Here is a 12882-nt window from a genome sequence, read left to right on the forward strand (position 1 = left end):
CTTAAGTCACAAATTTAGGTAACTTTTTTGTCTTTTGTCTCAATTTGAAGAAATGAAACCTTCCAAAAAAGATTCCGGCCCTGTTTCAGGGCCGGAATCTTATTCCAAATAATGGACGGGTATTATTTTTTCGGAAGGAAAACTTCTGCAAGCATACATCTTGCGCTACCTCCCCCATTCACTTCAATGGTATTCAGGTCTGAATAGATGATTTCACAGTATTTTTCTATCGCGGCAACTTGTTCAGAAGTTAAAGACTGATAAGCCGTTTGGCTCATCACTAAAAACTTCCGGCCTTCTTTATTCTGAACCTGAAGCATGTTTCCGGCAAACTGCTGCATCTGATCTTCTGAAATTTCAATAATTTCTTTTTCTGAACTTTTGATGGTTTCAATTACTTTTTCTCTTTCGAGTTCATCATCGATACAGTCCAGACAGATCACCACAAACTGGTCTGCGACACACATCATAACATTGGTGTGATAAATGGGAAGCCTTTCTGTTCCCACAGTCTGGTAAGAATGGAAAACAATTGGCGTAAAACCATATTTTTTACAAAATTCCCTGAATAAATTTTCGTCAAGTCTTAAAGAAACAGAACCATAAGCAATCTTATTGTCGTGGTCAAAGATCATACTTCCGGTTCCTTCCAGGAAATGTCCCTGGGTTTCAGAGAATGACCAGTCATCGATTTCATCTACTTCAAATCCCTGGTTTTCGATACTTTCAATAATATCCTCTCTTCTTTCCACTCTTCTGTTGGAAGCGAACATCGGGTATAAAACTACTTTCCCGTCTTTATGGAAGCTTACCCAGTTATTCGGAAAAATGGAATCCGGCGTATGGGGATCCAGCGTATCTTTTATAGTGATAACATTTATGCCTTTGCTTCTGAGTTTTCCAACAAAGGTGTTGAATTCTGCCAAAGCTTTCGACTGAATGTCAGAACCTGTCTGTTCTACCTGAAAGTAATTGTTTTCTGCCGTTTCTGCATTATAACCGAATGCAATCGGCTCTATCATAAGTACTGTATCTGTTGTCTGCATTTTTTATAAGTTTGAGGATTCTAGTGTATTAGAGTTTGAGAGTCTGAACAAAGATTCACAAATTATTCTCTCCTTTATTAATCTGAGAGAATGAGCACCACTTTTCCGACTGTCTCATCATATTAACTAACATCCCTATTATTTGGTTATATTGTTTGTGTAAATTATCATATTGTTGTTCATTGATATAATTACAGGCAAAAGCAAACTGAAGCCATGTTTGGGTTTCTCTTGCTTCTCCCTCTGAATCTGTAAGTTTAGCTATGAAGGATTTTTCATATTTCCTTTTCCCCCAGGCCTCGCTAATATTTGCTGTTACAGATCTTGATAATCTTCTTATCTGATCTGTAAGCGAATAAAGTTCTTCTTTTGGATAAGATTTTGAAAGTTCATAGATCAGCTGTGCTGTTTCAAATGATTTTTGAAAAACTTTTAGGTCCTGATGAAATTTAATCGTTGACATACACTAATATTTTTTTAAAATTAAAAAAATATTCAAATACATCAACACTCTAACTCTCAAACCCTACCACTCAATTATTCTCTTACAAGCGGCATTGTAGAGCATCTCAACAAACCGCCCATTTTAGAAATTTCACGATAAGGAATTTCTTCTACCGTCATTCCCCATTCGTTTCTCAGGTGGTTGTTCATTCTTGTAAATGTTTTGTCTGATACTACCACTTCAGGGGAAATGGAAAAAATATTCGGGAACATTTCAAACATTTCCTCATCATTGAGATGGAAACAGTTTTCTTCCCCGAAAATATCAACGATCAGGCGGTAATCGCTTTCGTCAACAAATCCGTTTTTATAAATCAGGCATTTATCCTTTCCTACCGGATTGAAGGTACAGTCCAGATGCAGGATACCTTCGAACGGAACTTTATCGTTCTTTTTTAATTCAAGATCGATGATTCTTTTCTTCGGAAAATATTCTTTCAGAATTTCAATGGCGTATTCGTTGGTTCTTGCTGTTTTATAGTTTCTGTAATCTTCGCTGAAGCATGTCCCAATGAAAAGGAAATCGTCCCATACAATTACGTCTCCCCCTTCAATGTGGGCAGTTTCCGGAAGGTTAATTATTTTTCTCCATGCTACTTTTTCAAAAACTTTTTTATACGCGTCCTGCTCGTCAGCCCTGTCTGCGATTACATTTGAAATGATCATTTTATCGTCAATCACAAAAGCTACATCTCTTGAAAAAACCTGATTGTAGTCTTTAATGATGCTTGGCCGAAGCACTTCTACGTCATATTTTTTCAATATCGCTTCAAAGGCATTCATTTCGTTGATAATATCCTCTTCTTTGGGATACATATTGTGTTCGATGGAGTAATACGATTTGGCATCGTAACTTTCCTCCAGTGTTGGGACGGGTCCCATTGAATTAGGCTGGCCTAGAACAACAGATTTCAGCCTTCCCGTTTCGTTTTTAATGTTTAGTTTCATAAAGATTTATGCAATACTACAAATATAAGTAAAGGTCTCTATCTGGAAAACTTTTGCTTTGTTTTATGCATAAATTTGAATTTAGGGATGTTTATTTTCAACCCTCTGTTCTATATTTCAGGATAAAATTTCACATTTAGCCATAAAATCATATTGAATTTTCTTTTATCACCGATTCACAACTAGCTATCTTACACATATATAAGTCAAAAAAAATATCATATTTTTTAAAATAAATTCATATCTTAGTGATATAATTTTTCGGAATTATAAAAACTAAACTATTTATTAACACCAAAAATCAAAATCATGAACAAGAAAAATCCTGTGCTTAAAAACGCACAAAAATTAGGAAGAAACGAGCAAAAATCAATCGTAGGAGGTGTTGGTCCTATTAAACCAAGATACTGCTGCGAATGGAACGATGACGGAAGCTGCAGAATCTGGACCTGCGGAAACTGCGTTTGTCCTTAGTTAGAAAAATAAAAATCCCAAAGCAAGCTTTGGGATTTTGTTTATGATAAAACAGAATATTATCTGTTTGTAATATCGATGTAATCTCTTTTCTGAGCACCCTGGTAAACCTGTCTTGGTCTTCCGATAGGATCTCCTTTCAGTCTCATTTCTTTCCACTGAGAAATCCATCCCGGAAGTCTTCCTAATGCAAACATTACTGTGAACATTTCTGTAGGAATTCCCAGTGCTCTGTAGATAATACCAGAATAGAAGTCTACGTTTGGATATAGCTTTCTTTCTACGAAGTACTCATCTTCAAGAGCCACTCTTTCTAACTGCATGGCAACGTCAAGAGCTTTATCCTGGATACCTAATGCATTAAGGATATCGTCAGCAGCTTTCTTGATGATTTTCGCTCTAGGATCAAAGTTTTTGTATACTCTGTGTCCAAAGCCCATCAAACGGAAGCTGTCATTTTTATCTTTTGCTTTAGCCACCCATTTGTTAACATCTCCTCCATCTTTTTCAATCAGTTCAAGCATTTCGATCACAGCTTGGTTAGCACCACCGTGAAGTGGTCCCCAAAGTGCGGAAACACCAGCAGAAATAGAAGCGAAAAGACCTGTGTGAGCAGATCCTACCATTCTTACAGTAGAAGTAGAACAGTTTTGCTCGTGGTCAGCGTGAAGGATTAATAATTTATCTAAAGCATCTACTACTACCGGATTTACTTCAAATTCTTCGTTTGGTAGTCTGAATGCCATTTTGTAGAAGTTTTCCACATAGTTCAGGCTGTTGTCTCCGTGGTTAAGCGGAAGCCCCTGAGTTTTTCTGTAGGTCCATGCACAAAGGTGAGAGAACTTAGCAATCATCAATTCTGCAGCGTGGTCCATTTCTTCTTTAGAGTTTACGTTAACGGCTTTAGGATTGAAAGCAGTCAAAGCGGAAGTTAAAGAAGATAAAACTCCCATAGGATGAGCAGAACGAGGAAAAACATCAATGATCTTTTTCATCTCATCTGCTATAAAGTTATATTTTTTAATGTTATTGTTGAAAGAACTGAATTGGTCTTGAGTAGGCAATTCACCATGTAGTAAAAGGTACATTACTTCTGTGAAGTTGGATTTTTCAGCAATCTGCTCGATTGGATAACCTCTGTAGAATAATTCTCCTTTATCTCCGTCTAAGTAAGTGATGTCGCTAATGGTAGCTCCAGTATTTTTGTACCCTAAATCCAGAGTGATTAAACCTGTCTGGTCTCTTAATTTTGAAATATCAATTCCTCTGTCTCCGATAGTACTATCCACGATTGGATATTCATATGAATTACCGTCGTAATTCAATATTACTTTGTTGTCTGACATTATTTATTTTTTTTCTAAATATACTACTTATTACAAAATACGGCAAACAAAAATTATCGCTTGCCGTTATTTATAATTTCAATTATCTTTTGATTTTAAATGCGTCTAAACCTGGGAAAAAAGCTGTATCTCCCAACGCTTCTTCAATTCTTAACAGCTGGTTGTATTTCGCCATTCTGTCTGATCTTGAAGCAGATCCTGTTTTGATCTGTCCGCAGTTCATCGCTACTGCCAGGTCAGCAATTGTAGAGTCTTCAGTTTCTCCTGATCTGTGAGACATTACTGAAGTGAATTTGTTATTCTGAGCCATCTGTACAGCATCCATTGTTTCGGAAAGGGAACCGATCTGGTTTACTTTGACAAGGATTGAGTTGGCGATACCTTCTTTTACTCCTCTTGAAAGTCTTTCTACATTGGTTACGAATAAATCGTCACCTACAAGCTGTACTCTGTCACCGATCTTATCTGTAAGCATTTTCCAACCTTCCCAGTCATTTTCCTGCATTCCGTCTTCGATGGAGATGATCGGATATTTAGCTGCTAATTCAGCAAGGTAAGAAACCTGCTCGCTGCTGGAGAACTGAGCTGCATCCGGAGTCTGGAATTTTCTGTAATCGTAAATTCCGTCTTTGTAAAATTCTGAAGCCGCACAGTCAAGAGCCAGCATAATATCGTCACCAGGCTTGTATCCTGCTTTTTCGATAGCCTGAAGTAAGGTATCCAAAGCGTCTTCCGTTCCTTTGAAAGTAGGTGCAAAACCTCCTTCATCCCCTACTGCTGTTGAAAGACCTCTTGAGTGAAGAATAGATTTCAGGTTATGGAAAATTTCTGTTCCTTTTCTCAAAGCGTGAGAGAAAGAATCTGCTTTTACCGGCATAATCATAAATTCCTGGAATGCAATAGGCGCATCAGAGTGAGATCCACCATTGATTACGTTCATCATAGGAACAGGAAGTGTATTGGCATTAACACCACCTACATATTTGTATAAAGGCATTCCCAATTCAGCTGCTGCTGCTCTGGCTACAGCTAAAGAAACACCCAAAATTGCATTAGCACCAAGATTTCCTTTGTTTGGAGTTCCATCTAGATCGATCATAATCTGATCAATAAAGTTCTGCTCAAAAACCGGCTGCCCGATTAAGTTTTCTGCAATTATTTCTTTTACATTTTCAACAGCTTTCAGGACCCCTTTTCCCATATAATCCGAACCACCGTCACGTAATTCTACTGCTTCATGTTCACCCGTAGATGCTCCTGAAGGAACTGCAGCACGCCCCATGGCTCCGCTTTCTGTAAATACATCTACTTCAATGGTAGGATTACCTCTGGAATCCAAAATTTGTCTTGCTTCTATGAAAGAAATTGCACTCATATTGTTTAGTTTTAAACCTTCTGCAAAAGCTTCAGGCTGTTTTATTAATAATTATACTTGATCACAAATTTAATGAAAAAACTAACCTGATGAAAAAACTGGGCTTTAATATTTGGTAATAAATAAAAATTCTCCGGTGTTTTTTATGACATTGGAGAATTATAGTTTAATTTTCAATTTAAATAGCATTTTACTTGGCCAAATAATCTTTTTTGCTTGGATTTACAGCAAATATTTCTGTTCATTTTTACAACTTCAGACTTTTATACCGTAGCCTTAAAAACAATATGAGTTCCGGGACCGTCTTTTAAAATTTGGCATTCCCCTTTCTGTTCCTCCATTCTTCTTTTCATATTCCGAAGTCCGTTTCCTTCGTGATGTTCTTCCGGAATCCCATCGCCGTCATCCGATATTTTCATAATAAAAGTATTTTTTTCCTGTAAGAACGAAATTTTTAGTTTATTTGCTTGACTGTGTTTATAAGCATTATTAACAGCTTCTTTTAAGCACAAGAACATATTTCGCCTTAACTCTGTAGAAATTGGAGTTTCTGGTAGTATATCCTCACTTTCTGACCAGACTTTTATTCTTGTTTTTTTCAGAAAGTTGCTGGTATATTGTATGGCATAATCTATAAAACTACCCAGGGTATCGTTTCCTGAGTTCAGGCTCCAGAGCATTTCTCGCATGGAAAGGTTCATTTCTTCCGAGGTTTTCAGAAGTTCATCTATATCATTTTGCAGGTCGTCATCATCTGCTTTTTGTTTTAAAAATTCTGCCTGAAGTTTTAATGCAGAAATGCCTGCTCCAAGGTCGTCATGCATGTCATGGGAAATTCTCTCGCGCTCCTGTTCTAGGAGTTTTTGTTTTTCGAGCTCTTTCTGGAGAAGCTGGTTTTGGTATTCGGCTTCTTTGAGCTGTTGCTCTTTAATGTATAAAAGTTGCTTTCTGTTGTATACTATAACAACGAAAACAATGAAAAGAATAATCAAAATTAGTATGCAAAAAAATATTGCATATGTCAGTTTAACTTCATACGGTAGGTTTTTCATTTTCCTCAGGTGTGTTTGTTGATTTCAGAAGAGCTACAAAAACTAAAATATAAAATACAATATTCACAATATAAAATATACTTCGAAGCATTTTTTGAAATTCTTCATCAATCTTTTCAAAAAGATACATAGGGATTGACCTTAATATAAAAAAAGAACTCCAGAGGATAAGTCCAACGGAAATCCAAAACTCAGGATGTGCAGTAATTTTCCGATTATCAACATTTACAATCCTGTAAGCCATCCAAAATAAAGCTGAACAGATATAAAATAAAGCGAGAATAATACCTATTCTATAATCATATTCAAAATTCAAAAAGTTAGTAAAAATACCAACACATGCTAAAGCTAAACAAAATAGGCAAAAAAAAATGGACCTACTTTTCTTAGTAAAGCACCTAATATAAAAGAAATAAAAAAAGCATAGACAAAACAGGGAATAACAATTGTAAATTATTCCATTAGTTGACAAATCAAGATATGACCTTCCAATAAAGGAAATTAATTCGATAACATTAGTAATAAGCAGATATGCAAAAAGGTATTTTTGGATGGTATTTTTATGTATACCACCCAAAAATATACTGTATAGAAATAATGAAATAATTTCTACCTGGTAAATAATTGCCAGAGCCTCCATACTTACGGATACAGGTGCCCCATATTATAATAAAGTTTTCCAGCAGCAGACGGTTTGTAGACAGGACTAATAACATTCGCATCATTAGTCTCTAAAATTAAATTTGGCCGAATATTTCCATGATAATCACTACCACTTACAATAATTTTAGAAGAGTTGTCAAAATTCTTAAAATTTTTCTTTATCCTATCCATTGAAAAAATAATATATTTTGAAAACTGATTAATATTGTATGTAGTAATAAAATCGTTTTCAAATCTTCTGATTGAATCAATAATATTAGGATAGTTTGCCATTGCTACTTTATCTAATCTTCCCCCAGCCCAAACATATAGATTATTGTTTGTTCCAAAGTCTAAAAGATTTCCCAGATAATATTCATTTTTAAACAATAGAGCGATACTAATTCTAGCACCGTCATTTATAAAATAAATATATAGATACTTTTTAAATCCTAAGTTTTCAGTAATTATATCTTCTAAATTCTCAACTAGAAATTCATCAGGAAAAGTTTGAAAATTTTCTATTTTAGCTGAAACCTGGGCTTCTTTCTCATCCTCAGGAATTGGCCAATCAAAAAAAGCTTTTGCCTTCGCAATGGCATAATGCTCAATTCTTAAATCCCCCATTACTAGAGATTTAAGATTATCATACTCTAGCGTTTTGATTTTTCGCATCAATTCAATCTCCAAATCATCACGAGATGGTTTTTCTTGTACTTGTTTTCCCATAGTTTTTTAGTTTTTAAAATGGTTAAATTTATTGATTGCTTCTACTTTATTACTGACGTGCAGCTTTCGGTAGATGTTTCCTACATGTTTTTTTACGGTATCAATGCTGATGAATTTTTTATCGGCAATTTCTTTGTAGAGGAGTCCTTGTGAAAGAAGTTCGAGAATTTCTTTTTCGCGGTCAGTGAGCTCGTCAAAACCTTTAATTTCGGGAAGCTTTTTTTCGAAGTGACTCAAAACTTTTCGGGCAATGGAAAGGCTCATAGGAGCTCCGCCATTGTATACATCACGGATGGAAGAAAGGATCTTGTCCATACTTTCCCCTTTGATGAGATATCCCATGGCACCTGCTTTTAAGGAATTGAATATTTTCTCGTCGTCTTCAAAGCTGGTACACATGATGAACTGTGTTTCAGGCATTTCTTTCCTGAGCTTTTCAATGATTTCAATACCCAGCATATCCTGCAGCTGAATATCCATCATGACTACATCCGGAGAAATTTCCGAGAGATTTTTCAAAGCATCGTTTCCATCAAAGAACTGGGCAACTACTTTCATGTCATCCTGATAATTGATAACTTTCTTCAACGCATTGTTGTAGTTTTTTTCGTCTTCTACTATGGCGATGGAAATGCTCATTGTTTTTTTGTTTAAGACAAATTTCAGCAGAAAACAAGACGAAATCAATTACACTTTTGTGTAATTTAGGGGCTTGAGTTCAGGGTTATTGGTTTGTTTTTTGTTTCTATTAATTTACTTAAATTTTTGTTACAATAAAACAACAATTAATATCCCATCTATTAAAAAATAAATATCATGAGAAAAAGCCTTTTAGTCGCAATTTCAGCTGTGGCATTACTGTTAACAAGCTGCAAAAAAAGTGAAAGTGGAAACAAAAGCATTATTAAAACCGACAGTTCTGAAACTGTAATCACAGATAATAATGGAAAAATTGATTCTGTAACCCAAAGCTCTTCAACTACTGAAGTGAATGGGCAGAAGACAGAAAAGACAGATTTTGTTTATAAAGCTACAGACGGATCATTAGTGAAAGTAGTATTCAAAAATGACCCTAAGGAAAGTAACGTTGCCATCACGAGCAATAAAAAAACGTTTACATTACCAAAAACTGAAACAAAAGATGGAGAAATTATTTATAAAAAAGATGATATGACCGCAAGGGTAAAAGGGGATAGCATTCATCTGGAGCAAGGGAATAATGTGATTGAACTGAAGAGAACGAAGATTTAACCAGGTTTCTGGGATCCGTATTGATTCGGAGTTGAAATAATAAAAAAGCCATCCAAAATTTGGATGGCTTTTCATTTATATCTGAATGAATATTATTCTTCAGTTTTCTCTTCAGCAGAGTCAGTTGCTGCAGCCTTAGGCTCTTCAACTTTCTCTTCTGCTTTTGGAGCTTCAGCTACTACTGCTTCAGCTTTTTTAGCAGTTGTAGATCTTCTGCTTCTTCTTGTAGCTTTTTTCTCCTCTGCATTCGGGTTGTAAAGCTCGTTGAAATCTACCAACTCGATAAGAGCAGTATCAGCCGCATCACCTGGTCTGAAACCAGTTTTGATGATTCTTGTATAACCACCGTTTCTTTCAGCGATTTTCGGAGCTACAGTTCTGAATAATTCAGCAACCGCAAATTTATTTTGAAGGTAAGAGAATACTATTCTTCTGTTGTGTGTAGTATCTTCTTTTGCTTTTGTTAATAGAGGCTCAACATATACTCTTAAAGCTTTAGCTTTAGCTACAGTAGTGTTGATTCTTTTATGCTCAATTAGAGAACAAGCCATATTAGAAAGTAAAGCACTTCTGTGAGAAGCCGTTCTTCCTAAGTGATTGAATTTTTTACCGTGTCTCATTATTAATTATTTATCAGCGTCTAACTTATATTTTGCAACGTCGAAACCGAAGTTAAGACCTTTTGAATGCACTAATTCTTCTAGTTCTGTCAAAGATTTTTTACCAAAATTTCTGAATTTCATCAAATCAGACTTACTGTAAGAAACCAATTCTCCAAGAGTTTCTACTTCAGCTGCTTTCAGACAGTTAAGGGCTCTTACGGAAAGATCCATATCTGCTAATTTAGACTTAAGTAATTGTCTTGTATGAAGAGTTTCCTCGTCATATTGGATAGATGCTTTTACAGCTTCAGTTTCAAGAGTGATTCTCTCATCGGAGAACAACATGAAGTGATAAATTAATATCTTAGAAGCTTCAGTTAAAGCATTTTGAGGACTGATGGAACCATCAGTTTCTATATCTAATACAAGTTTTTCGTAGTCTGTTTTTTGCTCTACACGATAATTTTCAATGCTGTATTGTACTTTCTTGATTGGCGTGAAAATAGAGTCGATAGCAATAGTACCTACAGGTGCATTGTTTGACTTATTCTGTTCTGAAGGAACATATCCTCTACCTTTTTCAATATTGAAAGTAATTTCGAAAGTTACATCACTGTTCAGGTTGCAGATCAAAAGATCAGGGTTAAGAACCTCAAATCCGTTGATAGACTTTCCTAAATCACCAGCAGTAATAACCGTCTGACCCGAAACTTTAGCAACTACCTGCTCGTTAGCCTGTCCTTCTGCTGAAGCTTTTAATCTTACCTGCTTAAGGTTAAGAATAATTTCGGTAACATCTTCGATTACTCCTGGAATGGTTGAAAATTCGTGCTCTACACCTTCTATTTTGATAGATGAAATAGCATATCCTTCCAGAGAAGAAAGCAACACTCTTCTCAAAGCATTACCGATTGTAAGCCCGAAACCTGGTTCTAGAGGTCTGAATTCGAATTGACCTTTAAATTCATCAGAGTTAAGTAAAATTACTTTATCGGGTTTTATGAATTGTAAAATTGCCATATTATTGGGTTGAGCAAAAATTTGATTAAAAAATTATTTAGAGTAAAGTTCGACGATAAGCTGTTCCTTGATTTCCTCCGGAATCTGGATTCTGTCAGGAGCAGAAACGAAAGTACCTTCTTTCTTCTCATCGTTGAATTGTAACCACTCATAATTTGCTTTAGAAGCTAATGCATTTGAAACCACTTCAAGAGACTTAGACTTTTCTCTTACAGCGATTACATCACCTGCTTTAAGCAAATAAGATGGAATGTTTACCAGTTCTCCGTTCACAGTGATGTGTCTGTGAGAAACCAATTGTCTAGCAGCAGATCTTGTTTTAGCAAAACCTAATCTGTATACTACGTTATCCAATCTAGATTCGCAAAGTTGTAATAGTACTTCACCGGTTACTCCTTTGCTTCTGTGTGCTTTTTCAAATAAGTTAGCAAACTGTCTTTCTAAAATACCGTAAGTATATTTAGCTTTTTGTTTTTCAGCTAGCTGAATTGCATATTCTGATTTTTTAGCACCTCTTCTTTTGTTAGGACCATGTTGTCCTGGCGGTTGGTTTTTTCTTTTCTCGAAGTTTTTATCATCTCCGTAGATTGCAGCACCAAACTTTCTAGCAATCTTAGTTTTAGGTCCAATATATCTTGCCATAATGGGTAAATTCTAAAAATTAAACTCTTCTTCTTTTTGGTGGTCTACAACCGTTGTGTGGCATAGGAGTCACATCTACGATTTCGCTAACTTCAATTCCTGAATTGTGGATAGTTCTGATTGCAGATTCTCTACCTGCACCAGGACCTTTCACATACACCTTCACTCTTCTTAATCCAGCTTCATGAGCTACAGCAGAGCAATTTTCAGCTGCCATTTGAGCAGCAAATGGAGTATTCTTTTTAGAACCTCTGAAACCCATTTTACCGGCAGACGCCCAAGAGATAACTTCTCCGTTTTTATTTGTTAAAGAAATGATGATGTTATTGAAAGAAGCTTGAATATGTGCTTCACCAATAGCTTCAACTTTTACTTTTCTTTTTTTAACTACTTTAGTTTGTTTTGCCATAATTCCTAACGATTATTTACTAGCTTTTTTCTTGTTAGCAACAGTTTTTCTCTTTCCTTTACGGGTTCTAGAGTTGTTTTTCGTTCTCTGGCCTCTTAAAGGTAGTCCTAGTCTGTGACGTATTCCTCGTTGGCATCCTATGTCCATCAATCTCTTGATGTTCAATTGCACTTCAGATCTTAATTCTCCTTCTACTTTAATGTTTTCAGAGATATATGTTCTGATTGCAGCCAATTCATCGTCATTCCATTCGTTGACTTTCTTGTCTTCGCTGATACCGGCAGCTTTAAGGATTTCGGAAGAAGTACTTCTTCCAACTCCGTAGATGTAAGTTAAACCGATAACACCTCTTTTGTTTTTTGGTAAATCAATACCTGCAATTCTCGCCATAATTTAATGTTAGCCTTGTCTTTGTTTAAATTTTGGGTTCTTCTTGTTGATTACGAACAGTACACCTTTTCTGCGTACGATCTTGCAATCAGCACTTCTTTTTTTAATTGATGCTCTAACTTTCATTTGAAATATTTATTTTTTTTACTGACCAATGGAATCTTGCGATTTCATTCTGATAGTATTTATTTTCAACAAGAGCCAAACGGAACATACATCCCATTTGGCATTTGTTTTTAATATCTAAATGTGATTCTCCCTTTGGTTAAATCATAGGGAGACATTTCTAGTTTTACCTTATCTCCAGGTAAAAGTTTAATATAATGCATTCTCATTTTACCTGAAATATGAGCAATAAGTATATGCCCATTCTCCAGCTCTACACGGAACTGGGCGTTCGAAAGTGCTTCCGTTATAACGCCGTCTTGTTCAATATGTTTTTGTTTTGCCAT

Annotated in this window: 17 protein-coding genes; 2 read left to right on the forward strand and 15 right to left on the reverse strand. The window is 35.6% G+C overall.

What is annotated here, in order from left to right:
• Positions 1-122: 122 nt before the first annotated feature.
• The 3 genes from ctlX to BUB03_RS07200 form a co-directional block, all read right to left on the reverse strand.
• Positions 123-1046 carry a citrulline utilization hydrolase CtlX gene (gene ctlX / locus BUB03_RS07190; RefSeq protein WP_073061561.1) on the reverse strand — a complete coding sequence of 308 codons (924 nt, stop codon included), beginning with the start codon at positions 1044-1046 and terminating at the stop codon, positions 123-125.
• 55 nt (positions 1047-1101) lie between these two features.
• Complete coding sequence (locus tag BUB03_RS07195) at positions 1102-1509, reverse strand: four helix bundle protein (protein WP_073061563.1); 408 nt, start codon at positions 1507-1509, stop codon at positions 1102-1104.
• Positions 1510-1583: 74 nt separating this feature from the next.
• Positions 1584-2498, reverse strand: a complete 915-nt coding sequence (locus BUB03_RS07200) for a dimethylarginine dimethylaminohydrolase family protein (RefSeq protein WP_073061566.1) — start codon at positions 2496-2498, stop codon at positions 1584-1586.
• 309 nt (positions 2499-2807) lie between these two features.
• On the opposite strand from BUB03_RS07200, the gene BUB03_RS21835 reads away from it, so the two are divergent.
• Complete coding sequence (locus tag BUB03_RS21835) at positions 2808-2972, forward strand: hypothetical protein (protein WP_165579264.1); 165 nt, start codon at positions 2808-2810, stop codon at positions 2970-2972.
• 59 nt (positions 2973-3031) lie between these two features.
• Here BUB03_RS21835 and BUB03_RS07205 read toward each other — a convergent pair whose 3' ends face one another.
• The 5 genes from BUB03_RS07205 to BUB03_RS07230 form a co-directional block, all read right to left on the reverse strand.
• On the reverse strand, positions 3032-4318 hold the full coding sequence (locus BUB03_RS07205) for a citrate synthase (RefSeq protein ID WP_040993556.1): 1287 nt from the start codon (positions 4316-4318) through the stop codon (positions 3032-3034).
• 82 nt (positions 4319-4400) lie between these two features.
• Positions 4401-5693: a phosphopyruvate hydratase gene (gene eno / locus BUB03_RS07210; protein ID WP_040993554.1), complete on the reverse strand. Its 1293-nt coding sequence runs from the start codon at positions 5691-5693 to the stop codon at positions 4401-4403.
• A gap of 263 nt (positions 5694-5956) precedes the next feature.
• Positions 5957-6685 (reverse strand): sensor histidine kinase, encoded by a 729-nt coding sequence (locus BUB03_RS07215; protein ID WP_228417795.1) that lies wholly within the window; start codon positions 6683-6685, stop codon positions 5957-5959.
• A gap of 702 nt (positions 6686-7387) precedes the next feature.
• Positions 7388-8116 (reverse strand): hypothetical protein, encoded by a 729-nt coding sequence (locus tag BUB03_RS07225; protein ID WP_073061574.1) that lies wholly within the window; start codon positions 8114-8116, stop codon positions 7388-7390.
• Between the two features lie 6 nt (positions 8117-8122).
• A complete protein-coding gene (locus tag BUB03_RS07230) occupies positions 8123-8755 on the reverse strand; it encodes a response regulator (protein WP_073061576.1) in 633 nt (210 codons plus the stop codon).
• A 177-nt stretch (positions 8756-8932) separates the two neighbouring features.
• Between BUB03_RS07230 and BUB03_RS07235 the strand changes: the two genes are divergently transcribed.
• On the forward strand, positions 8933-9367 hold the full coding sequence (locus BUB03_RS07235) for a hypothetical protein (protein WP_040993546.1): 435 nt from the start codon (positions 8933-8935) through the stop codon (positions 9365-9367).
• A 92-nt stretch (positions 9368-9459) separates the two neighbouring features.
• Here BUB03_RS07235 and rplQ read toward each other — a convergent pair whose 3' ends face one another.
• The 7 genes from rplQ to infA form a co-directional block, all read right to left on the reverse strand.
• Positions 9460-9987 (reverse strand): 50S ribosomal protein L17, encoded by a 528-nt coding sequence (gene rplQ, locus BUB03_RS07240; RefSeq protein ID WP_040993544.1) that lies wholly within the window; start codon positions 9985-9987, stop codon positions 9460-9462.
• Between the two features lie 6 nt (positions 9988-9993).
• Positions 9994-10989 carry a DNA-directed RNA polymerase subunit alpha gene (locus BUB03_RS07245; protein WP_040993543.1) on the reverse strand — a complete coding sequence of 332 codons (996 nt, stop codon included), beginning with the start codon at positions 10987-10989 and terminating at the stop codon, positions 9994-9996.
• A gap of 33 nt (positions 10990-11022) precedes the next feature.
• The gene (rpsD, locus tag BUB03_RS07250) at positions 11023-11631 is read right to left on the reverse strand and encodes a 30S ribosomal protein S4 (RefSeq protein WP_040993542.1); all 609 of its coding nucleotides are present in this window, start codon (positions 11629-11631) and stop codon (positions 11023-11025) included.
• A gap of 19 nt (positions 11632-11650) precedes the next feature.
• Positions 11651-12040 (reverse strand): 30S ribosomal protein S11, encoded by a 390-nt coding sequence (gene rpsK / locus BUB03_RS07255; protein WP_040993541.1) that lies wholly within the window; start codon positions 12038-12040, stop codon positions 11651-11653.
• Between the two features lie 12 nt (positions 12041-12052).
• Entirely contained in the window at positions 12053-12430 is a 378-nt protein-coding gene (gene rpsM, locus BUB03_RS07260; RefSeq protein WP_040993540.1) for a 30S ribosomal protein S13, read from the reverse strand.
• Positions 12431-12439: 9 nt separating this feature from the next.
• Positions 12440-12556, reverse strand: a complete 117-nt coding sequence (rpmJ, locus tag BUB03_RS07265) for a 50S ribosomal protein L36 (protein WP_007839480.1) — start codon at positions 12554-12556, stop codon at positions 12440-12442.
• 110 nt (positions 12557-12666) lie between these two features.
• Positions 12667-12882, reverse strand: coding sequence for a translation initiation factor IF-1 (gene infA / locus BUB03_RS07270; RefSeq protein WP_034684855.1), 216 nt, complete (start codon positions 12880-12882; stop codon positions 12667-12669).

The organism is Chryseobacterium oranimense (genome assembly GCF_900129755.1).
Lineage (GTDB): Bacteria > Bacteroidota > Bacteroidia > Flavobacteriales > Weeksellaceae > Chryseobacterium > Chryseobacterium oranimense.